The sequence below is a fragment of the Rhizobium sp. WYCCWR 11152 genome (genome assembly GCF_013087615.1).
Classification (GTDB): domain Bacteria; phylum Pseudomonadota; class Alphaproteobacteria; order Rhizobiales; family Rhizobiaceae; genus Rhizobium; species Rhizobium indicum.
The window spans coordinates 679,167-700,090 of the sequence record NZ_JABFCP010000009.1 but is presented as its reverse complement, the minus strand read 5'-3'; the positions used below and the strand labels follow the sequence as shown (position 1 = coordinate 700,090).

Below are 20,924 nucleotides of genomic sequence, written 5' to 3'. Positions count from 1 at the left end.
CTAGATTCCCATGGAGAATGTCATAATTCCACCGAAGGTTGCTTGGAATATGTCGAATCGTGCCCTAAATCTTTCATATATGAATAATTCATAAAGTAAGGACCGGATCGAAATCGAAACACAAGCTATTGTTTTTATTTAAGTTTGTCCCATGCGGATTTCGATTGCTCTCATTGGATTGGTAAGCGATGTTTGACCCACGCGAAAAAATTGCACTCTTCATTGACGGCGCCAATCTCTACGCTGCATCCAAGAGCCTCGGCTTTGACATCGATTACCGCAAGCTCTTGAAAGCATTCCAGAAACGCGGATATCTGCTGCGCGCATATTATTATACCGCTCTGATCGAAGATCAGGAATATTCATCGATCCGGCCGCTGATCGACTGGCTCGACTACAACGGCTACAAAGTCGTCACCAAGCCCGCCAAGGAATTCACAGATTCCATGGGCCGCCGAAAGATCAAAGGCAACATGGACATCGAGCTTGCCATCGACGCCATGGAGCAGTCCGAAACGGTCGATCATCTCGTCATCTTCTCGGGCGACGGTGATTTCACGAACCTGGTCGAGGCGTTGCAGCGCAGAGGTCGCAAGGTCTCGGTGATCTCGACCATGGCGACCCAGCCGCCGATGATCGCCGACGACCTGCGCCGACAGGCCGATCATTTCATCGATCTCTTGTCTCTGAAGGCTGAAATCGGTCGTGATCCCTCCGAGCGGGCGCCACGCCCGGCCGAAGTTGCCCCGGTCAGCGATCTCGAGGATTGACCTCTCCATCCCGAACCGGAGTGGCCGCGACAATCAGGACGTGATCATAAACCATGGCAGCGCGGTCAGCCATGAGCCTTCAGCAGGCGGCTCTTCTGCCGGTTCCAATCGCGCTCCTTCTCGGATTCGCGCTTGTCGTGCAATTTCTTACCCTTGGCGAGCGCCAGTTCCATCTTCGCCCGACCGCGATCGTTGAAATAGATCTTCAGCGGGATCAGCGTCATGCCTTCGCGGTTGATGGCAGAGCGCAGACGATGGATTTCACGGCCCGACAGCAGCAGCTTGCGGCGCCGGCGCGGCTCGTGATTGAAGCGGTTGGCCTGCAGATATTCCGGCAGATAGGAATTGATCAGCCAGATCTCGCCGCCCTCATCCGAGGCGTAGGATTCGGCGATATTGGCCTTGCCTTCGCGCAGCGACTTGACCTCCGTGCCCATCAGCACGATGCCCGCCTCGTAAGTATCGATGATCTCGTAGTTGAAGCGGGCCTTGCGGTTTTCGGCCACGATCTTGTTCACCACGCGCTGGCTGCCTTTGGGGGCCATGACGATATTCCAATTGCTTTTTTAGAGCGCGAAAAGCCGCACCCTCATTCCTTGCCCTTTATGTAAGGGAGAGACCCCGTCTTGTGAAGACGGCCGGTCTCGTCAGTTCAACAGGCCTGCATGGCGCATCGCGGCGTCAATCGCCGATTCCGTTGCCGGCTCCAGCGTCGAAAGCAGCGGCGAACGAACGTTGCGGCTCATCCGGCCAAGTTTGGAGAGCCCGTATTTGGCGCCGCAAAGACCCGGCTCAAGGAAGATCGCCTTGTGGAGCGGCATCAGCCGATCCTGATATTCCAGGGCGCGGGCATAGTCGCCTGCCAGCGTTGCCGCCTGGAAGTCGGCGCAAAGGCGCGGGGCAACATTGGCCGTTACCGAAATACAGCCGACGCCGCCATGGGCGTTGAAGCCGAGCGCCGTCGCATCCTCGCCGGATAACTGCCTGAAATCCGCGCCGCAGGTGATACGCTGTTCGGAGACGCGCTCGATCTTGCCCGTCGCATCCTTGACGCCGACGATATTCCTATGCGCCTTGGCGAGCGCACCCATCGTTTCCGGTGTCATGTCGACCACCGAGCGACCGGGGATGTTATAGATATAGATCGGCAGATCGACGGCCTCGGCGATCGCCGAAAAATGCGCGATCAAACCCTTCTGCGTCGGCTTATTGTAATAGGGCGTGACGACCAGAACGGCATTCGCACCGACCTTTTCGGCATGCTGGGCAAGCTCGATCGCCTCACGCGTATTGTTCGAGCCGGCGCCGGCCATGACGGGAACGCGTTTTGCGGCAACTTCGATGCAGAGTTCCACCACCCGTTTGTGCTCGGCATGCGACAGCGTCGGGGATTCACCGGTCGTGCCGACCGGAACGAGACCGCCGCTGCCTTCCTTGATCTGCCAGTCGACATGAGCGGCGAAGCTGTCTTCGTCGATCAGTCCGGCATCCGTGAAGGGGGTGACGAGGGCGGGAATGGACCCATTGAACATGCAAAGCTCCTCACGACCAAATCCTTGCTTCGGCCGCATTCCATGAATATGAGTTGCGCACCATAGAGCGCCGAAATCATCGCGACAAGCGCGCAGAGTTCGGTTTAGGGCAAATTCCGATAGCAGATGTGAATGAATTTTACCTGGTACGGTAAGGTTTCGTTAAGATGCCTCTAGCCAAATGGCAGGGCGTGTTTTCGTTGCGAGATCCCGGATGAAGAAAGCTGTCCTGATTCTGTCCGCCTTCGGCTTCATCGCCGCCGCGTGGAGCAGTGTTGCGTCGCCGCTTCCCGGCGAAAGCACCCCCATGCCTGCCGTCAAGCCGCTCGGCTTCATTCCCGAGACAGCCATACCGGAATCGATCACAACAGGCGCCATTCCGCGCAATCCGGCCATCGCGCCCGTCAACGGCGACCTGAAAGCCGGCCTCGACGCGCTTTCCGACAAGGACCCGCAGCTGGCGCTTTCGATCCGCGACAGCATGGGCGACGGGACGCTCGACCGCCATATCCTCACCTGGGCGATCGCCGTTTCCGGATTGAAGGGTGTTCCTTCTTATGAAATCGCCAGCGCCGCGCAAGAGCTCAAGAGCTGGCCGGGTCTTTCGCGGCTGCGCGCCTATTCCGAACGCGCGATCTATGACGAAAATCCCGCCCCTTCCGCCGTGCTCGCCGCCTTCGGCGATACCGCGCCCGAGACGACGCAGGGCGCCGTCATCCTCGGCCGGGCGCTGGTTGCGTCAGGCAAGCAGGCGCAGGCGGCAAAATATATCCGCAAGGTCTGGCGCGGAGAGGCTCTCGACAAGGCGATCGAGGACAAGATCCTCATCGAGTTTTCCGCGCTGTTGACGCCTGCCGACCATAAGGCGCGGATGGACTATCTGATGTATCGCGGCCGGGTGGCGCAGGCCAAGCGCTTCGGAGACATGGGCCAGGCGCAGTCGCTCTACACGGCCTGGGCTGCCGTCGACGCCAAAGCCGGCAATGCCGGCGCCTTGCTCAACGCCGTCGATGCGAAATGGCGCGGCGATGCCGGCCTGCTGTTTGCGCGGATCGAATATCTGCGCAAGCAAGACAAATATGCCGAAGCGGCTGTGCTTCTGGAGCAGATGCCGCCCGAGCGCAGCGAACTCGTCAATTCCGGCGAATGGTGGAACGAGCAGCGCATCATCAGCCGTGGTCTCGTCGACCAGGGACAGTTCAAGCCTGCCTATCGCATCGTCGCAAACTACGCCGCAACGAGCCCGACGGATATCGTCGAGGCTGAATTCCATGCCGGATGGTACGCGCTTCGCGGCCTCCAGGACCCGGCAACGGCGGAAAGACATTTCCGCAAGATCCTGCAGACATCAAACGGACCGATCTCGGTTTCACGCGCCTGGTATTGGCTGGGACGAGCAGCGGAGGCCGGAGGCCCCGGCAAATCCAGCGAATTCTATGCGAAGGCCGCGGATTTTCCCGGCACCTTCTATGGGCAGCTCGCGGCCGAAAGGCTGGGGCGAAAGACGCTTAATGTCACCTATCCCGCACCCAGCACGGCCGACCGGCAGCGCTTCCAGGCACGCGAAGCCGTGCAGGCGATCGCCCGGCTGGAGGCCGCCGGCCATGGATGGCGGGCCACCATTCTCTATCTCGCGCTCGCCGATCAACTGCAAAGCCCCGGCGAATTGGCTGTCCTTGCGGCACGGGCCGAGCAATCCGGCGATCATCATCTCTCGCTGCAGATCGGCAAGATCGCCTATGGACGCGGCATCGATGTCGCAGCGCTTGCCTTTCCGGTCGGCGTGATCCCGGCGAACGCCAATATAACGGGCTCCGGCAAGGCGCTTGCCTATGCCATCGCCCGGCAGGAAAGCGCCTTCAACCCGGCCGCCGTATCGGCGGCGAACGCGCGCGGCCTGCTGCAGCTTCTGCCGGGAACGGCCCAGGCAGTGGCCAAGCGCCACAACATCGCCTTTTCCAAGGACAAGCTAACGGCCGATGCCGGCTATAACGCGACACTCGGTGCCCATTATCTCGGCGAGCAGATCGACGCCTTCGGCGGCTCCTATATCCTCACCTTCATTGCCTATAATGCCGGGCCGAAGCGGGTGCCGGAATGGATCGGCCGCTACGGTGATCCGCGCGGCAGGCCGATCGACGAGATCGTCGACTGGATCGAGCGCATCCCCTTCCCCGAAACGCGCAACTATGTGCAGCGGGTGATGGAGAATTACGAGGTTTATAAAGCCCGTCTCGGCCAACCCACCGATATCGAGCGCGACCTGATCGGCGGACGAAGCGCCTCCTGAAGCCATTTGGCGCGGCTTGAAAAGCAAGCTACATCTTCGGGATCAAACAGGTCTCGAGGGATGCGATGCCGGATACGGATGCAGACGGTTTCCAGGAACGATTTTTCACGTCTTCTGATGGGTTGAGGCTTTATGCCCGCGACTACCAACCAGACCAGGCGGTAACCGCCGGACGGCTGCCGGTGATCTGCCTGCCCGGCCTGACCCGCAATACACGGGATTTTCATCCGCTTGCGCTGCTTCTCTCCCGGGACACAACAATGCCTCGCAGGGTGATTGCGCTCGATTCGCGCGGACGGGGAAACTCGGCATGGGATGAGAACAAGGCGAACTACAATCTCGCCATCGAGGCCGGCGACGTCCTTGCCGCCTGCGAAGCGCTCGGCATCGAGCGGGCGATCTTCGTCGGCACGTCGCGGGGCGGGCTGATCCTGCATCTGATCGCGGCGACACGGCCGGATCTTCTCGAAGCCGTCATCCTCAACGATATCGGGCCCGTGCTCGAGGCGGAGGGGCTGGCGCGGATCCGCGACTACCTCAACAGCGGCAGGAAGCCGGCGGACTGGAACGAGGCGGCTGATATATTGAAGGAAAATCATGGCGCGTCGTTTACCGCGCTTGCAGAGGAAGATTGGCGCGAGATGGCGCTTGCCCTTTATCGCGATATCGGCGGACGGCCGGTCGCCGACTTCGACCCGGCGATCGCGGAGGCACTAAAATCGATCGATTTCAGCCAGCCGCTGCCTGATCTCTGGGGGCAATTCGAAGGCCTGAGCCGGTTGCCGCTCATGCTGATCCGCGGCGAAAATACGTCGCTGCTTTCACTGGAAAGCGCCGGCGAAATGGCGCGGCGGCATTCTGGGATGATCCTTCATACCGCCGAAGGTCAAGGACACGCCCCGCTCCTGCATCTTGGCAATATTCCCACGATAATTCGAGTTTTTCTCGACACCTGCCGATAACCTCGCGAAATTGCTCAACTGACACAATGGGCCATTCGTCCAAATACAAAAAGCCCGGCTCGAGAGCCGGGCTTTCCTGATTGACCGAAGTCAGATCAGATTAGAACGCACGCTGCAGGCGGAAGTAGCCAGCCGTGGTGTCGTCATCATCTTCCGGATCGAGGTACTGAACCGAAGCCTTGGCGTAGAAGTTGTCGACGATCTGGTAATCAACCGTCAGACCAACCTTCCAGGCATCGCCGTCGCTGAAGTCGTCGCCAGCAACGTAGTAGTTGCTGTAGTACTGGACGCCAGGAGTGATCTTGAGCTTGTCGGTTGCCTTGATCGCGTATTCGGCAGCGATAGCCCATTCAGCCTTGGTGTAGTAGGAGCTCGGGCCGGTAGCGTATACGGCAGCGAGGCCGAGCGTACCAGGACCGATGTCAACCGTACCCATTGCACGGACAGCACCGTCTTCGTTGTCGACGTCGTAGCCGGCAGTGATCTGGTAGCTGAATGCACCAGCCTTGCCGCCGAGACCAACTGCAACACCAACGTTGTTGGCTTCTTCGTCCGTCTTGTAGAAGCCGTCTTCGAGTTCATCGACGCTGATGCCAGCGTAGAAGGCGTCGGTTTCGTACTGATAACGGATGGAGTTATGCAGGGTGACCGGCGAGCCAATGTCGTCGGTTTCGCCGGAGAGGCCATCGTCCCACCAGCTGTAGAACAGACCAGCGCGGAAGCCGGCGATGTCGAGGTAAGCGGAGTCGAGCTTAGCAGCCTGATCGGTGGCATTGTCAGCATTGAACTGCATGACGATGACGCCGGTCAGCGGACCATACTCGGTGTCGCTCTTTGCCGTGAACTGAACCTGACCGCGGGTGAATGCATCCCAGTCAGAATCGCCGCCGACATCTTCGCCAACGTTGACCTGGAAACGGACGTAGCCGTTGATCTTGAGGCAGGTTTCGGTGCCCGGGATGTAGAAATAGCCGGTGCCGTAAGCGTCGCAGACGCGAACATATTCAACCGGTTCCGGCTCGGCAGCAACGATAGCGTCAGCAGCCTGAGCACCGGAAACTACTGCGAGAGCAGCAGCGGAGCCGAGAAGAAGGCTCTTGATGTTCATAAATGACCTCCAATTCAAAGTTTCGATCGGGTTTGGGATCTTTCGCTGAGCAGCGTTCCCTGCCCCATCCCCGTGTTTCAAGAAGTGGACGATCAGTCGCCCTTGCTTCCGACGCTGAAAATACAAGACGGAAGCCGTCACGCAATCACCAACTTACTCGGATGGGTGATTTGAGGGAGCCTTCCCGACATTCTGTTGCTGAAAGGACACAAGTCGGGCAACCGGCCTCGATTTCCTTTATGCTTTGTTAAGAAAACCCTGATTTTGCGGAGGCTTAGGTCAGACCAGCAAAGGATTGGACATGCGCTTTGCGACACATTCGTGACACTTTTTCGACAAAATGCGGCTCTTGCGGGGGATTCATGATTGCCGGAAGCGTAACCCGACGTGCACCGATCCGCTTTCGCCCCTGCTGGTGGCTGGAGCGCGGGAGGTGATTCCCGCGGGCGATTCTCTCGCTTGAGGCAGAGAGATTTTTTCGTCGCGCGGCCTAGCCAACTAAGCGAACATGATTCCCGGCCAGAAACTAACGATCGATGCGCGCTTAAGAAATCGGGATGGCGGAGAAGATGGGATTCGAACCCACGATACGCTTTTGACGTATACTCCCTTAGCAGGGGAGCGCCTTCGACCACTCGGCCACCTCTCCGGTGCGGCCTAACTATGGTGACCGGTCTGTGAATGCAAGGGTTTTTTGAGTTTTCACCAGAAGAAATGCAGCGAGCTGCAATTCGGCCGGTTGCGCCAACAAACCGCATTTCCTGGCAAAATCCGCGGAATTTGATCGCGCTTCGTTCTCTTCGATGAAGAAGCCAAGCTCAGCTGAGCAGGCTCTTGAGGTCAGCAGAGGGGTCGGCGAGAATCGATTTGTCGGGATTGGTCCCGGATTCCAGCAGTTTTTTGCCGGTCACATAGGCTTTCGCGTCGTTGATCGCATCGACGGCGATCAGCCGGCCTTCCCTGAAGTACCAGACCGAATGGGCGCCTTCGCGGGCGCCGGGGCGCAGCAGCGTCTCGTCATAACCAAGATTGAAGCCGGCGATCTGCAGCTTGACGTCATACTGGTCGGACCAGAACCACGGCTTCGGATCATAGGGCTCGCTGCCGCCGGCGATGACGGCTGCCGCCGCTTCGGCCTGGTCGACGGCGTTCTGCACCGATTCGAGCCTGATGCGGCCGCCCTGCCAGGGAAGTGCGGCGCAATCGCCAGCCGCAAAGATCGCCGGATCGGAGGTGCGGGCGAATTCGTCGACGACAATGCCGTTGGCGACTTCGAGGCCGGCTTCCTTGGCAAGCTGATCGTTCGGGGCGACACCGATGCCGACGACGGCGAAATCGATGTCGATGACCGATCCGTCGGAAAGTGCGGCGCCGGTGACGCGGCCATCCTTGCCGATCAGATGCTTGAGCCCTGTCTTCTCGCGGATCACCACGTCATGGGCCTCGTGGATCACGCGCATGATGTCGGCGGTCTCCTTCGCCGCGACGCGCTGCAGGATGCGGTCGGCCATCTCGATGACGGTGACTTCCAGGCCGCGATGGCGGGCAACGGCCGCCGCCTCGAGACCGATATAACCGCCACCGATGATGAGGACGCGGCGACCGGGGCGCATCTCGTCAGCGAGCTGATCGGCATCGCGCTTGTCGCGGGCGACATAGACGCCTTCGAGATCGCCGCCGATTGCGGCCGGCAGCCGGCGCGGCGTCGAGCCGGTGGCGAGCGCCAGCGTGCCGTAATCAAGAACGGAGCCGTCCTGCAGCAGAACCTGCTTGCTGTCCGGCTTGATCTGCTCGGCCCAGGTCGAAAGGCGAAGGTCGACGTCATTGTCCGCATACCAGTGCTCGGCGCGGAACAGCAGGCGGTCGAAAGCCATTTCGCCGAGCAGGTATTTCTTTGAGAGCGGCGGGCGCTGATAGGGGGCGACGTCTTCCGCGCCGATGAGGGTGATCGGGCGCGTATCCTTCAACGCACGCAGCTTGGCCGCCAATGCGAAACCGGCCTGTCCCGCGCCGATGATCACCAGTCTATCCGTCACGATCTCACTCCTGAAGCTGCGCCCGACAACCACGCCAAGGCCTATTCCCTACCCCACGCCCCGTCAACGGAAAGCGGCCTCTTACATTCAGCCGATCTCGATCCAGCGGCGCTCGTGGAAGGACTGTGCCATGGCATGCACCGACTTCTCTATCCTGAGACCGTCTTCGAATGTCACGATCGACGACGGCTCGCCTGATATTGCCCGGATCAGCTCACGGCATTCGATGATCTTCAGATCGTTGAAGCCGAGGCCGTGGCCTGGTGCCGGGATAAACCGATCATAAGGCTGATGGGCGGGTGCCGCCAGTATCTTGCGGAAGCCCTGCTCGGAGCCACGACCCTCGCACTGATAGAGTTCGAATTCGTTCATCCGCTCCTGGTCGTAGACGATCGAGCCTGTCGAGCCATAAATCTGCAGCGCAATCCGGCCCTTGCGACCCCAGGCGGCGCGATTCGCCATCAACACGGCGGAGATGCCGCCGCCAAGCCGCATCAGCACGTTGGCGCCATCGTGGTTTTCGACGGCACGGCGACCGCCCTCGCTCAGCGGGCGGTCGGCATAGGGTTTGACCATATCCGTTATGACGGCCTCGACATGGCCGAAGAGATACCAGAGCAGTGAGAGCGGGTGCACGGCGAAATCGTCGAGCGCGCCGTAGCCGGCGGAAAGCTCGCTCTTCCAATAAAAGAAGACATCGGGATCGGCCATGAAATCCTCATCCATCTCGACGCGGATATGATTGACCGCGCCGATGGCGCCTTCGCCAATCAGCGTCCTGATATGCCGCATGACGGGATTCTGAATGTAATTATAGCCAAGGGCGGCAACCTTGCCGGATCGCTTCGCCGTTTCCAGCATGCGCTCGGCATCGGCATAGGCCGGCGCCATCGGCTTTTCGCACCAGACATGTTTGCCGGCCTCAAGGGCTGCAATCGCCATCTCGGCGTGGAACTGATTGGGCGTGGTGACGGAGACGACGTCGACATCGGGGTCGGCGATCAGCGCCCGCCAGTCGGCCGTCGCCTTCTCGAAGCCGAATTCACCGGCACGAGCCTCTGCAAGCCCGGCATTGGCTTCGGCCAGATGCACAAGACGTGGACGCTCGACATCGCCGAACACCGTCTTCACCGCATTCCACGCCAGCGCATGGCACTTGCCCATATAGCCGGTGCCGATCAAACCGATGCCGAGTGGCTTCATTTCCGTCTCCTCCAGAGCTGCGCGCGGATTTTTGGAATATTTGGATCATTTTGACAAGGGACCTGCTCACAGGCATTTCTGCGCCATTCCCGAATGTAATTGTTCAAAAGCCTTCAATTACAGGGGATTAAAAACAATTGGCCGTGTCGTTTGAAATCGTTTATGTTCGATAATATGGAATATTTGTTTCATCTCCCGAGCTGCAAGCATGGATAACGATCCCCAGAGGCACGCGCGCGTACCGCGCGATTTCGAAAGCCTGCGCAGTACCATCATCGAGCGCAAGGCGAACATGCCGAAGCGGCTGGCGCAGGTCGCCGCCTTCGCCCTCGGCAATCCCGACGAGATCGCCTTCGGCACGACGGCGAGCATCGCGGCCGCCTCCGACGTTCAGCCGTCGACGCTGGTGCGCCTGGCGCATCATCTGGGTTATGGAGGCTTTTCCGACCTGCAGAGCATCTTTCGCGAGAGATTGCGCGACCGGACGCTGAGCTACGAAGAGCGCCTCGTCACGCTGGAGCAATCGAGCGGCGACGATGAGGACGCCAATCTGCTCTCCGGCTTCATCGCCGCGGCAAACCAGTCGGTCAATCGGCTGGCGGCGACGGTGCAGAGCGATACTTTCACCAAAGCCGTGAATATCCTTGCTAACGCCGAGACGATCTATCTGATCGCCAAACGGCGCTCCTACCCCTTGACGGCGCACATGACCTACGCTTTTTCCAAGCTCAACATCCGCCACCAGATCGTCGCCTCGCCGAACGGTGTCGACCCTGAGATGGTGCAGTTCGCAACACCGAAGGATGCGGCGATCGCGGCGAGCTTTTCGCCCTATGCGGCCGACAGCCTCAACCAGAGCCAGGAGCTTGCCGACCGCGGCGTCCCCGTCATTGCGATCACCGATTCGGCCTTCTCGCCGCTTGCCGCCTGCGCCACGCACTGGTTCGAGGTGGCGGAGGCCGATTTCGCCGGCTTCCGCTCGCTTTCGGCCTCGATGGCACTCACGATGGCACTGCCGGTTGCAATCGCCGAGCGGCGGCGCAAGCATCAACAGTCAAAACCTGCAAAAGGCAAAATGGAATAAACATTCCGAATTGACAAAATATCGGAACCGATGTTTCATTATTGAAAATTCGCAGGCACTGGAAGCCGCGCAAAATCTAGCGGGAGGACATCATGGTACAATCGAATCCGGGTTCACAGCCGGAGCCGGCGCTTGATGTGATCACCATCGGCCGTTCCTCGGTCGATCTTTACGGCCAGCAGATCGGTTCGCGGCTGGAGGATATCGGCTCCTTCGCCAAGTCCGTCGGTGGCTGCCCGGCCAATATCGCCATCGGCACGGCGCGGCTCGGCCTCAAATCCGGCCTCATCACCCGCGTCGGCGACGAGCAGATGGGACGCTTCATCCGCGAGCAGTCGGCGCGCGAAGGTGTGGCCACAGACGGCATCATCACCGACAAGGAGCGGCTGACGGCGCTGGTGCTGCTGGCGGTCGAGGCCGAGGGTGTGTCGCCGATGATCTTCTATCGGTCGGACTGCGCCGACATGGCGCTCGATGAAGGCGATATCGACGAGGATTTCATCAGATCGTCGCGCGCCGTTCTCGTTTCCGGCACACATTTCTCACGGCCGAATACCGAAGCCGCGCAACGCAAGGCTATCCGCATCGCCAAGGCGAACGGCCGCAAGGTGATCTTCGATATCGATTACCGGCCGAACCTCTGGGGCCTTGCCGGCCATGCGGAAGGCTTCGAGCGCTATGTGAAATCCGACCGGGTCTCCTCGAAGATGAAGGAGACGCTGCCCGACTGCGATCTCATCGTCGGCACCGAAGAAGAAATCCTGATCGCTTCCGGCGCCGACGACGTGCTCGGCGCGCTGAAGGAGATCCGCCGCCTGTCACCGGCGACGATCGTCTTGAAGCGCGGCGCCATGGGCTGCATCGTCTATGACGGGCCGATCGCCGACGATCTCGAAGCCGGCATCATCGGCCAGGGTTTCCCGATCGAAGTCTTCAACGTGCTCGGCGCCGGCGATGCCTTCATGTCCGGCTTCCTGCGCGGTTTCCTGAGAGACGAGCCGCTGAAGACCTGCGCCACCTGGGCCAATGCCTGCGGCGCCTTCGCCGTCTCACGCCTGCTGTGCTCGCCGGAATATCCGACCTGGGCCGAACTCGACTTCTTCCTGACGACCGGCAGCAAACACCGGGCGCTGCGCAAGGACGAGGCGCTCAACCATATCCACTGGGCATCGACCCGGCGCGGCGAAATCCCGCTTTTGATGGCGCTGGCGATCGACCACCGTTCGCAACTCGTCAGCGTCGCCGATGAGCTCGGCGTCGGCCACGAAAAGATCGTCGCCTTCAAGCGGCTGGCGGTGGCGGCAGCGGCGCGGGTTTCGAACGGCCGCGACGGCTACGGCATGCTGATCGACGAACGCTTCGGCCGCGACGCTTTCTTCGATGCGGCGACGAAGAATTTCTCCTGGATCGGGCGGCCGGTGGAATTGCCGGGCTCGAAGCCGCTGCGCTTCGAATTCAGCCAGGATATCGGCTCGCAGCTCGTCGAATGGCCCCTCGGTCATTGCATCAAATGCCTATGCTTCTATCATCCCGATGATCCGGCCGAATTGAAGACGGAGCAGCAAGAGAAACTGCGCACGCTGTTCGAGGCCGCCCGCAAGGTCGGCCGCGAACTACTGGTGGAGATCATCTCCGGCAAGAACGGGCCGCTGACCGACAATACGATCGCGACAGCGCTGGAGGAACTCTATGCGCTCGGCATCAAGCCGGACTGGTGGAAGCTGGAGCCGCAGGCATCCCGTGAAGCCTGGAAGAAGATCGATGCGGTGATCGCCAAAAATGATCCATGGTGCCGCGGTATCGTGCTGCTGGGGCTCGAGGCGCCCGCCAACGAGCTGATCTCCTGCTTCGAGGCGACGCTGGCAGCTCCCTCCGTGAAGGGTTTCGCCGTCGGCCGGACGATCTTTGCCGATCCGGCGCGCGCCTGGCTTTCAGGCGAAATGAACGACGAGGAAGCGATCGCCGACATGGCCGGCCGCTTCCGGCAACTGACAGAGGCGTGGCTGAAGACGCGCGGACATCAGTAAACTTAGAATTAAGACCCCTCCCAACCCCTCCCCACAAGGGGGCGGGGCCAAACTGCCGGGCTCTCTGCATTCTCGCCGCAGCGTCTTGTCCCAAAGGACGCTCGCTCATGGTGTGAGGCGGCGCCCCAAGTTAAGTCCCTCCCCCTTGTGGGGAGGGGTTGGGGAGGGGAAAACGCGAAAAGAAAGATTGCGGGAGGACCCGATGGGCAAGACGATACGGTTGACGATGGCACAAGCCGTCGCGCATTTCCTGAAAGTACAGATGACGATCGTCGACGGCAAGAAAGTGCCGATCTTCGGTGGCGTCTGGGCGATCTTCGGTCACGGCAACGTCGCCGGCATCGGCGAGGCGCTCTATCAGGTGCGCGGCGAATTGACGACCTATCGCGCCCACAACGAACAGGGCATGGCGCATGCCGCGATCGCCTATGCCAAAGCGAATTTCCGCACGCGCTTCATGGCCTGCACGAGTTCGATCGGTCCGGGCGCGCTGAACATGGTGACGGCCGCCGGCGTGGCGCATGTCAATCGTATTCCCGTTCTCTTCCTGCCGGGCGACGTCTTCGCCAACCGTGCGCCGGATCCGGTGCTGCAGCAGATCGAGGATTTCGGCGACGGCACGGTTTCGGCCAATGATGCCTTCCGTTCGGTTTCGCGCTATTTCGACCGCATCACCCGGCCCGAGCAGATCATCTCGGCGCTGAAGCGCGCCATGCAGGTCCTGACCGATCCGCTCGATTGCGGCCCGGTGACGTTGTCGCTCTGCCAGGACGTTCAGGCAGAAGCCTATGATTATCCGGAAAGCCTGTTCGATGAAAAAGTCTGGACGACCCGCCGGCCGCAGCCGGATGCGGACGAGCTCGCAAATGCCATCGCGCTGATCAAGGCGTCGCAGAAGCCGGTGATCGTTGCCGGCGGCGGCGTGCTTTATTCGCAGGCGACGAAGGAGCTTGCCGCCTTTGCCGAGGCCCACGGCATTCCGGTCGTCGTCAGCCAGGCGGGCAAATCGTCGATCAACGAGAACCATCCGCTGGCGCTTGGTTCGGTCGGCGTCACCGGCACCTCGGCGGCGAATGCAATCGCCGAAGAGACGGACCTCGTCATCGCCGTCGGCACGCGCTGCCAGGATTTCACCACGGGCTCCTGGGCGCTGTTCAAGAACGACAGCCTGAAGATGATCGGCGTCAATATCGCCGCCTATGACGCGGTGAAGCACGACAGTCATCCGCTGGTGGCCGATGCGCGCGAAGGGCTGAAGGCGCTTTCGGCCGGGCTTTCCGCCTGGAAGGCGCCGGCAGCGCTTGCAGAAAAGGCATCTTTAGAGAAAAAAATCTGGCTGGAGGCCGCCGCCAAGGCGATGGCAACCACCAATGCCGCCCTGCCCTCCGATGCGCAGGTGATCGGCGCGGTGGCGCGCACGATCGGCGGCGAGAATACGACGGTTCTTTGTGCTGCAGGCGGCCTTCCGGGCGAATTGCACAAGCTCTGGCCGGCGACGGCGCCGGGCAGCTATCACATGGAATACGGTTTTTCCTGCATGGGCTACGAAATCGCCGGCGGGCTCGGTGCCAAGATGGCGCGTCCCGAACGGGATGTCGTCGTCATGGTCGGCGACGGTTCCTACATGATGATGAATTCCGAGCTCGCCACCTCGGTCATGCTCGGCCTCAAGCTCAACATCGTCGTGCTCGACAATCGCGGTTACGGCTGCATCAACCGATTGCAGATGGGAACCGGCGGCGCCAACTTCAACAATCTGCTGAAGGACTCCTATCACGAGGTGATGCCGGAGATCGATTTCCGCGCGCATGCCGAAAGCATGGGCGCCATCGCCGTCAAGGTCGCCTCGATCGTGGAGCTGGAGCAGGCGCTCGCCGCCTCCAAGAAGAACGACCGCACCTCGGTCTTCGTCATCGACACCGATCCGCTCATTACCACGGAGGCCGGCGGCCACTGGTGGGATGTCGCGGTGCCTGAGGTCAGCCCGCGCGAACAGGTCAACGAAGCGCGCAAGGGCTATGTCGAAGCACGCACCGCCCAGCGCATCGGTTAATCTACTGCATAATTCCTTAAATCGGGATCGATTTAAGGACAAAATTATGCAGCAATTCGAAGTGCTACAGCGTCCTTTGCGCGTCAAAAGACGCGCGGCGCTGTAGTGCTATGATTTCTCGGAAGAGCGTCCCGGCTCTTCCGCAATGCTTTTAAGGAGAATGTTGATGAAGGCCAAACTCGGCATGTCGCCCATCGCCTGGTGGAACGACGATCTTCCTGAGCTCAGCGACGATGTGTCCCTCGAGGAATGCCTGCGGCAATCGCGCAGCGCCGGTTTCACCGGCATGGAGCAAGGCCGCCGTTTCCCTAGCAATCCGGAAGAGATGCTCCCGATCCTGCGCGCCGCCGACGTGACGCTGTGCGGTGGCTGGTTCTCCGGCACGCTGGTCAATGAGGAGCTTGCCGCCAACAAGGACCGCATCGCGCCGATGATCGCGCTGTTCAAGGCGGTCAATGCACCTTGCATCGTTTATGGCGAAGTCGGTCGCTCCATCCAGGGCGACCGCTCCAAGCCGCTCGCGACCAAGCCGCGCCTCTCAGATGACGAGATGAAGGCCTATGCGCGTCGCGTCACGGAATTCGGGGAATGGTGCGCCGAGCAGGGCATGCCGCTTTCCTATCACCACCACATGGCGGCCGTGGTCGAAACCGAGCCGGAACTCGACGCCTTCATGCGCCATTCGGGCGAAGGCATCCCGCTGCTGCTCGATGCCGGCCATCTCGCCTTTGCCGGCGGCGACGTGCTGCGCGCCATCGGCAACCACCACGCCCGTATCAACCATGTTCACGTCAAGGACATCCGCAAGCCTGTGGTGGATGGGCTGGATCGCAGCCGGCAGTCCTTCCTCGATGCGGTGGCGCTTGGCGCCTTCACGGTGCCTGGCGACGGCTCGCTCGATTTCGGCGCCATCGTCCAGCGGCTGGCCGATCACGGCTATGAAGGCTGGTTCGTCGTCGAGGCCGAACAGGATCCGCGAAAGGCCCCGCCGCAGAAAATGGCCGAGATCGGTCACGCCGAGTTGATGCGCGTCATGACGGCTGCGGGCTATACCGTGGAAACGGAAGGCTTCCCCAAGGGATCGTAAAAACTGTTTGTCCGGAGATTCTTTCCACAAGTAGTTCGTCTTTCCGGACTGCTGGAGCAAGAACCCCCTCATCCGCCCTACGGGCACCTTTGCCTGGGTTAAGCCACCGGTCTCAACCCGTCCTTCGGACCCCCGGTGGGGAGAAGGGGAATGGTAGCGGCGCGGTATACCCCTTCTCCCCAGCGGGGAGAAGGTGGCGGCAGCCGGATGAGGGGGCCGCGTCCACCAACTTACGAGGAAAACACCAATGCCAAATCTCAAGGTGAAACCATCAGGCACGCATGGCCGCGTCACGCATGTCACCCCGGAAAATGCCGGCTGGACCTATGTCGGCTTCGATCTGCATCGGATGAAGCCGGGCGAGACCGTTTCGGGAGAGACGGGTGATCGCGAAGTCTGCCTCGTCTGGGTGACCGGCAAGGGCAAAGCGTCTGCCGGCACCAAGGATTTCGGCACGCTCGGCGGCCGGATGAGCCCGTTCGAAGGCGCCCCGCATGCGCTCTACATCCCGATGGAATCGGCATGGTCGGTGACGGCGGAGACCGATCTGGAGCTCGCGGTCTGCTCGGCACCCGGCGGCGGCACCTATCAGGCAAAGGCCATCCCGCCCGGCACGCACCCGCAGGTGACGCGCGGCAAGGGCACGAATGTGCGCTATGTCAACAATATCATGCCGGAAGACGATAGCTCGGCGCATTCGCTGCTGGTCGTCGAGGTGATTACGCCAGGCGGCCACACCTCCTCCTATCCGCCGCACAAACACGACCAAGACGACCTGCCGAACGAGAGCTTCCTGGAAGAGACCTATTATCATCGCCTCAACCCGCCGCAGGGCTTCGCTTTCCAGCGCGTCTACACCGACGATCGCTCGCTCGACGAAGCGATGGCGCTCGAGGACGGCGACGTGACGCTGGTGCCGAAAGGCTATCACCCCTGCGCCGCCTGCCATGGTTACGATCTCTATTACCTCAACGTCATGGCCGGACCGCAGCGGATCTGGAAATTCCACAATGCCGCCGAGCACGAGTGGCTGCTGAAGGCGTAAGCGTCGCGTTCGATCGCTAAATAATCTGACAGCGCGAAAACGCCGCTGATGGTTCACTGCCTCCATCCAAACACGGATGGAGGATCACCATGCACAGCCCGAATTTCACGATATCGGCCCGAAATATTCGCTCTTCGCATCTTACGCGACCCGGCCTCCTCCTTGCCGCAATCACGGTGGCGCGCTGGCTGGCGCGCAAGATGAACGAACGACGCAACTGCAATGCGTTGATGGAGCTTTCCGACGAACAGCTGAAGGATATCGGCCTTTCCAGGGGGCAGACGGAAAGCGATGTTCACGTCTACAGCCGTTACTAAAGTGCTGTTATAAGGACTGTCGGTTCTGGCCTGTCTGATACGGAATATGCAATGTCGCAGTTCTCAACGGCACCGCTTCTGAAAACGAAGATGGTCACTATTCGTGACATCGTCTGCAATGGCGAGTGCCGTCATAAGAGCGACGAGGAATGCGCCCACAGGACGAGCCTCGTCTATCCCTATCGCGGCGTCTTCATGCGGCATGTCGGCCGCAATGATACGGTGGCCGAAGCCAATCAGGTCTTGTTCTTCAATGCCGGCCAGGCATATCGAATCAGCCACCCTATCGAGGGTGGCGACGCCTGCATCGATCTGGCGATCGACGAATCCATGCTCGAAGAGCTTACGCCGAAGGAGCAGGCGCAGCCCGGCCCGCCCTTTTCCTTCCGCCGCCAGCGCCGGCGGATCGATCCGCGCGCGCAGGCGCTGGTTGCGCTCCTGCGTCATGGTCTCAGCCGCAACGTCGCCGAAACACTGGAAGCGGAAATATTGGCGCTGACGCTGGTGCGCCGCTCGCTCGGCGAGCGCACATCGCATGCGGCGGGCGCCAGCGCCGGCCGGCAGAAACTCGTCGACCGGGCAAAGCTGGTGCTTTCCTCCGATCTCGCGCGGCGCTGGACACTTTCGGAAATCGCCACCGAAGTGGGCGTCTCGCCCGTTTATCTCACCCAGGTCTTCCAACAGGTCGAGGCGACGCCACTTTACCGCTACCAGCTGCGGCTGCGGCTTGCCCGCGCGCTCGATCTGCTTGGCCAATACGAGGATCTGACGGCGCTCGGTCTCGACCTCGGCTTTTCCAGCCACAGCCATTTCAGCGCTTCCTTCAAGCAGACTTTCGGGCAGACTCCGGCCGAATTCCAACGCGCGGCGCAGTTGCGACACAGGTAAAAGCTCCCATCAATCGCTAAAGATTTCGACAGCGACGATGCGGTCTTCGATGATCTTATGAGCTTGTCCCGATCGCGGGACGATCAACGGAGGATCCTCAGATGAAGAAGACCACATGCGCCGCCTGCGACTGCGAACTCGGTGCGGAGACCATCACCGTCAAGCTCGGCGGAAAGGCTGTCGAAGTCTGCTGCCAGGAATGCGCCGAGGCCTTGAATGAGGCCGAAGCTGCGACATCGGCCGCTTCGGCAGGCAAAGAATAAACAACATGAGACAAGCCGCGCCGGGGTGCGCGGCTTTTGCGTTTCAGGCGGGCAGAAGCCCATAGCGCCAGCCGCGGCGTTTGGCGTTCTGCGACAGCACGAGGAAGGCAAGGATGAACATGCCTGCCTCGGCAAAGACCGGCACCATCCAGATCCCCTGCTCGCCGAAGACGAAGGGCAGCAGGAAGGTGAGCGGCAGGGTGAGCAGATAGGGCCGCGACAGGCCGAAGATCGCCGCGCGCGGGGCATCGCCGATCGACTGGAAATAGGACGACAGGATCAGCATCTGCCCGAAGAGAAAATAGGCGCCGATCGTCCAGGGCAGAATTCGCCTGACCTCGGCGACAATCGCGGGATCGGCGACGAAGACGGCGCCGAGGCGGCCGGCCAGCAGCTCGACGATGATCTCCACCAGGGTGCAATAGACGAGTGCGGCGAGCATGGCGATCTGCAGGCTGCGGCCGACGCGGAGCCCGAGGCCGGCACCGTGATTGTTGCCGACGATCGTCTGCAGCGCGATGCTGAGGCCAAGCAACGGCAGATAGGTGAAAGTCATGATCCGGGTGATGATGCCATAGGCGGCAACAGTTGCGACGTAGTCTGCCACGCTCCAGAGCGAGACATTGAGCAGAATGGCGGCCGAGGCCAGCGATATGCCGATGAAGCCGAGGCTCATCGGCGCGCCGAAGGCGACGATGCCGCGCCATTCGGCAAGAGCCAACCCTCGGGAAGGCCTCAGTGCCGCAGGCCGGCGCCAGCGATAGGCGAGCACGGCTGAGAGACAGACGAATTGAGATGCGATGGAGCCGGCTGCCGAACCGAGCACGCCCCAATGCATCACCGCCATGAACAGCCAGTTGGCGAGGATGTTGAGCAGTGAGGCCGACAGCGTCACCCAGGTCATGAAACCGATCTTGCCTTCGCAGCGCAGCCCGTCGAGATGCAGCGACAGGAAGAAGCTGATCGGCGCACAGGCGATCATCGCGCCCATGAACAGCATGGCGCCATCGGCCACGGCAGCATTGCCGGCAGCACCGGCATCGATGATCTGCCGGCCGACGGTCCAGTAGACCAGATTGAGGATGAGGGTGACGGCGAACGCCAGCGCATGCGCGCCGGCAAACACCCGACGCGCGCCTTGACGATTGCCGGCGCCGAGCCGGCGGGCGAGGATACTCGCCATACCGTTCGAGACCAGCGATTGCAGGGCGACCAGCAGCATCAACCCGGGGAAAATCAGGCTGACGGCAGAGAGCGCGTCCGGACCGACATAGGCGCCGAGGAAATAGGCGTCGACGACGGTGAACAGGCCGTTGACGGTGGTGACGGCGACGATCGGTGCCGCCGTCCTGATGAAGACGCCCGGCAGCCAGCCGGTGAGAAAGGCATTGCCTTGGGAAGGATCGGTCATGGAGAATCCGTGCGATATGAGGCGGGCCCGATCCGGCTTAAAAGTCATCCGGATCCGGACGGTCTCAAAAGGACAAAAACAATCTAGAGATCGAGCACCAGATGCGGCAGGCCGTTCGAGGTCTTCCGCGGCGAGACGCCGTCGGCATCGATCTGCGCGTTCACGCGCTGGCGAAAGGCCGAAAAGCTCTCGAAGGTGACGACATCTACCGGCTCGTCGAAATGGATGGTGATCCTGTGCAGATCGCCGCCCGGCAGGGCCGAAAGTGCCAGAACTTCGCCGGTGAACGGCTGATTGAGATAACGGCCGCGAATATGCGCGCCGACGAAGAGCGGCGTCTTCGGGCTAGCATTGGGCTTTGCCGCAAGGGCTGCGAGCGTATTCCAATCGCGCGCGCCGTGCTGGCGGGCAATCATTTCCAGAGCCGCACTGTGGGTGAGCGGGGTGCAGCGATCGTTCATCGCCTGGCGCAGGCGCTTGGCTTGAGCCTTCAATTCGTCAATGGCAGGATAGGTCGTCGTCATGGAGTGAGCCTTCGCAAGGCATGCTCTTCGACTGTGGATGGGAGCTCGCATTGCCGCCAGTCAGCATGCACAAAGGGCCGTGACCATGATCGCGAGGACTTCACCATGGATTTTCATCCGCGAGCGGCCGGTGCCTCGAACCGGCCTTTGTATGCGCGAACGCCGCCGACATGTCAAGAATGGCGCATCTGCCTTGGGAATGCGCAACTTTGGGGCAAATCTGCACGAAATCGATGCGATTTTCCCGCGGCTGTCACATAAGGATTCAATCTTAACGATGTTCTTCAGCAAATGTCAGCATTCTTCACGTAATATCCTGTCGTA

18 protein-coding genes and 1 tRNA gene are annotated in these 20,924 nt (G+C 60.9%); 11 read left to right on the top strand and 8 right to left on the bottom strand.

Translation table 11 applies throughout. From position 1 onward, the window contains the following. The first annotated feature begins 188 nt into the window (after nucleotides 1–188). On the top strand, nucleotides 189–770 hold the full coding sequence (locus G9X67_RS18670) for an NYN domain-containing protein (protein ID WP_003558079.1): 582 nt from the start codon (nucleotides 189–191) through the stop codon (nucleotides 768–770). A gap of 65 nt (nucleotides 771–835) precedes the next feature. Here G9X67_RS18670 and smpB read toward each other — a convergent pair whose 3' ends face one another. After that, nucleotides 836–1,315 carry an SsrA-binding protein SmpB gene (smpB, locus tag G9X67_RS18665; protein WP_003558077.1) on the bottom strand — a complete coding sequence of 160 codons (480 nt, stop codon included), beginning with the start codon at nucleotides 1,313–1,315 and terminating at the stop codon, nucleotides 836–838. Nucleotides 1,316–1,417: 102 nt separating this feature from the next. After that, nucleotides 1,418–2,302: a 4-hydroxy-tetrahydrodipicolinate synthase gene (gene dapA / locus G9X67_RS18660; protein ID WP_138328408.1), complete on the bottom strand. Its 885-nt coding sequence runs from the start codon at nucleotides 2,300–2,302 to the stop codon at nucleotides 1,418–1,420. Between the two features lie 214 nt (nucleotides 2,303–2,516). On the opposite strand from dapA, the gene G9X67_RS18655 reads away from it, so the two are divergent. Continuing rightward, a complete protein-coding gene (locus tag G9X67_RS18655; protein ID WP_138328409.1) occupies nucleotides 2,517–4,592 on the top strand; it encodes a lytic transglycosylase domain-containing protein in 2,076 nt (691 codons plus the stop codon). Nucleotides 4,593–4,657: 65 nt separating this feature from the next. Next, nucleotides 4,658–5,554 carry an alpha/beta hydrolase gene (locus G9X67_RS18650; RefSeq protein ID WP_138328410.1) on the top strand — a complete coding sequence of 299 codons (897 nt, stop codon included), beginning with the start codon at nucleotides 4,658–4,660 and terminating at the stop codon, nucleotides 5,552–5,554. 100 nt (nucleotides 5,555–5,654) lie between these two features. Here the strand turns inward: G9X67_RS18650 and G9X67_RS18645 are convergent, their stop codons facing one another. The 4 genes from G9X67_RS18645 to G9X67_RS18630 form a co-directional block, all read right to left on the bottom strand. Next, on the bottom strand, nucleotides 5,655–6,662 hold the full coding sequence (locus G9X67_RS18645) for a porin (protein ID WP_138328411.1): 1,008 nt from the start codon (nucleotides 6,660–6,662) through the stop codon (nucleotides 5,655–5,657). Between the two features lie 558 nt (nucleotides 6,663–7,220). Beyond that, nucleotides 7,221–7,311 (bottom strand) — tRNA-Ser (locus G9X67_RS18640). Nucleotides 7,312–7,480: 169 nt separating this feature from the next. Next, a complete protein-coding gene (locus G9X67_RS18635; protein ID WP_138328412.1) occupies nucleotides 7,481–8,698 on the bottom strand; it encodes an FAD-dependent oxidoreductase in 1,218 nt (405 codons plus the stop codon). A gap of 87 nt (nucleotides 8,699–8,785) precedes the next feature. Beyond that, nucleotides 8,786–9,901: a Gfo/Idh/MocA family oxidoreductase gene (locus tag G9X67_RS18630; RefSeq protein WP_138328413.1), complete on the bottom strand. Its 1,116-nt coding sequence runs from the start codon at nucleotides 9,899–9,901 to the stop codon at nucleotides 8,786–8,788. A 208-nt stretch (nucleotides 9,902–10,109) separates the two neighbouring features. Between G9X67_RS18630 and G9X67_RS18625 the strand changes: the two genes are divergently transcribed. The 8 genes from G9X67_RS18625 to G9X67_RS18590 all read left to right on the top strand — a co-directional run bounded on the left by G9X67_RS18625 (nucleotide 10,110) and on the right by G9X67_RS18590 (nucleotide 18,665). Continuing rightward, nucleotides 10,110–10,985 (top strand): MurR/RpiR family transcriptional regulator, encoded by an 876-nt coding sequence (locus tag G9X67_RS18625; protein ID WP_138328414.1) that lies wholly within the window; start codon nucleotides 10,110–10,112, stop codon nucleotides 10,983–10,985. 92 nt (nucleotides 10,986–11,077) lie between these two features. Continuing rightward, nucleotides 11,078–13,012 carry a 5-dehydro-2-deoxygluconokinase gene (iolC, locus tag G9X67_RS18620; protein ID WP_138328415.1) on the top strand — a complete coding sequence of 645 codons (1,935 nt, stop codon included), beginning with the start codon at nucleotides 11,078–11,080 and terminating at the stop codon, nucleotides 13,010–13,012. Between the two features lie 202 nt (nucleotides 13,013–13,214). Next, nucleotides 13,215–15,065 carry a 3D-(3,5/4)-trihydroxycyclohexane-1,2-dione acylhydrolase (decyclizing) gene (gene iolD, locus G9X67_RS18615; protein WP_171599408.1) on the top strand — a complete coding sequence of 617 codons (1,851 nt, stop codon included), beginning with the start codon at nucleotides 13,215–13,217 and terminating at the stop codon, nucleotides 15,063–15,065. 166 nt (nucleotides 15,066–15,231) lie between these two features. After that, the gene (gene iolE, locus G9X67_RS18610; RefSeq protein ID WP_171599407.1) at nucleotides 15,232–16,152 is read left to right on the top strand and encodes a myo-inosose-2 dehydratase; all 921 of its coding nucleotides are present in this window, start codon (nucleotides 15,232–15,234) and stop codon (nucleotides 16,150–16,152) included. A 247-nt stretch (nucleotides 16,153–16,399) separates the two neighbouring features. Continuing rightward, the gene (iolB, locus tag G9X67_RS18605; RefSeq protein WP_171599406.1) at nucleotides 16,400–17,197 is read left to right on the top strand and encodes a 5-deoxy-glucuronate isomerase; all 798 of its coding nucleotides are present in this window, start codon (nucleotides 16,400–16,402) and stop codon (nucleotides 17,195–17,197) included. A gap of 89 nt (nucleotides 17,198–17,286) precedes the next feature. Beyond that, a complete protein-coding gene (locus G9X67_RS18600) occupies nucleotides 17,287–17,514 on the top strand; it encodes a DUF1127 domain-containing protein (protein WP_171599405.1) in 228 nt (75 codons plus the stop codon). A 51-nt stretch (nucleotides 17,515–17,565) separates the two neighbouring features. Further along, nucleotides 17,566–18,402: a helix-turn-helix domain-containing protein gene (locus tag G9X67_RS18595; protein ID WP_171599404.1), complete on the top strand. Its 837-nt coding sequence runs from the start codon at nucleotides 17,566–17,568 to the stop codon at nucleotides 18,400–18,402. 101 nt (nucleotides 18,403–18,503) lie between these two features. Beyond that, nucleotides 18,504–18,665, top strand: coding sequence for a hypothetical protein (locus G9X67_RS18590; protein WP_017959744.1), 162 nt, complete (start codon nucleotides 18,504–18,506; stop codon nucleotides 18,663–18,665). A 43-nt stretch (nucleotides 18,666–18,708) separates the two neighbouring features. Here the strand turns inward: G9X67_RS18590 and G9X67_RS18585 are convergent, their stop codons facing one another. Both G9X67_RS18585 and G9X67_RS18580 read right to left on the bottom strand, forming a co-directional pair. After that, entirely contained in the window at nucleotides 18,709–20,076 is a 1,368-nt protein-coding gene (locus G9X67_RS18585) for an MATE family efflux transporter (protein WP_171599403.1), read from the bottom strand. A gap of 83 nt (nucleotides 20,077–20,159) precedes the next feature. Then, nucleotides 20,160–20,600, bottom strand: coding sequence for a glyoxalase superfamily protein (locus tag G9X67_RS18580; RefSeq protein WP_171599402.1), 441 nt, complete (start codon nucleotides 20,598–20,600; stop codon nucleotides 20,160–20,162). Nucleotides 20,601–20,924: the final 324 nt, after the last annotated feature.

Bases quoted from the DNA above. Each gene is read 5' to 3' on its own strand.
- G9X67_RS18585 (WP_171599403.1), bottom strand. From the start codon at position 20,076: ATGACCGATCCTTCCCAAGGCAATGCCTTTCTCACCGGCTGGCTGCCG.
- G9X67_RS18670 (WP_003558079.1), top strand. From the start codon at position 189: ATGTTTGACCCACGCGAAAAAATTGCACTCTTCATTGACGGCGCCAAT.
- G9X67_RS18630 (WP_138328413.1), bottom strand. From the start codon at position 9,901: ATGAAGCCACTCGGCATCGGTTTGATCGGCACCGGCTATATGGGCAAG.
- iolE (WP_171599407.1), top strand. From the start codon at position 15,232: ATGAAGGCCAAACTCGGCATGTCGCCCATCGCCTGGTGGAACGACGAT.
- dapA (WP_138328408.1), bottom strand. From the start codon at position 2,302: ATGTTCAATGGGTCCATTCCCGCCCTCGTCACCCCCTTCACGGATGCC.
- G9X67_RS18650 (WP_138328410.1), top strand. From the start codon at position 4,658: ATGCCGGATACGGATGCAGACGGTTTCCAGGAACGATTTTTCACGTCT.
- G9X67_RS18600 (WP_171599405.1), top strand. From the start codon at position 17,287: ATGCACAGCCCGAATTTCACGATATCGGCCCGAAATATTCGCTCTTCG.
- iolC (WP_138328415.1), top strand. From the start codon at position 11,078: ATGGTACAATCGAATCCGGGTTCACAGCCGGAGCCGGCGCTTGATGTG.
- G9X67_RS18590 (WP_017959744.1), top strand. From the start codon at position 18,504: ATGAAGAAGACCACATGCGCCGCCTGCGACTGCGAACTCGGTGCGGAG.
- G9X67_RS18655 (WP_138328409.1), top strand. From the start codon at position 2,517: ATGAAGAAAGCTGTCCTGATTCTGTCCGCCTTCGGCTTCATCGCCGCC.
- G9X67_RS18580 (WP_171599402.1), bottom strand. From the start codon at position 20,600: ATGACGACGACCTATCCTGCCATTGACGAATTGAAGGCTCAAGCCAAG.
- G9X67_RS18645 (WP_138328411.1), bottom strand. From the start codon at position 6,662: ATGAACATCAAGAGCCTTCTTCTCGGCTCCGCTGCTGCTCTCGCAGTA.
- G9X67_RS18625 (WP_138328414.1), top strand. From the start codon at position 10,110: ATGGATAACGATCCCCAGAGGCACGCGCGCGTACCGCGCGATTTCGAA.
- G9X67_RS18595 (WP_171599404.1), top strand. From the start codon at position 17,566: ATGTCGCAGTTCTCAACGGCACCGCTTCTGAAAACGAAGATGGTCACT.
- iolB (WP_171599406.1), top strand. From the start codon at position 16,400: ATGCCAAATCTCAAGGTGAAACCATCAGGCACGCATGGCCGCGTCACG.
- iolD (WP_171599408.1), top strand. From the start codon at position 13,215: ATGGGCAAGACGATACGGTTGACGATGGCACAAGCCGTCGCGCATTTC.
- smpB (WP_003558077.1), bottom strand. From the start codon at position 1,315: ATGGCCCCCAAAGGCAGCCAGCGCGTGGTGAACAAGATCGTGGCCGAA.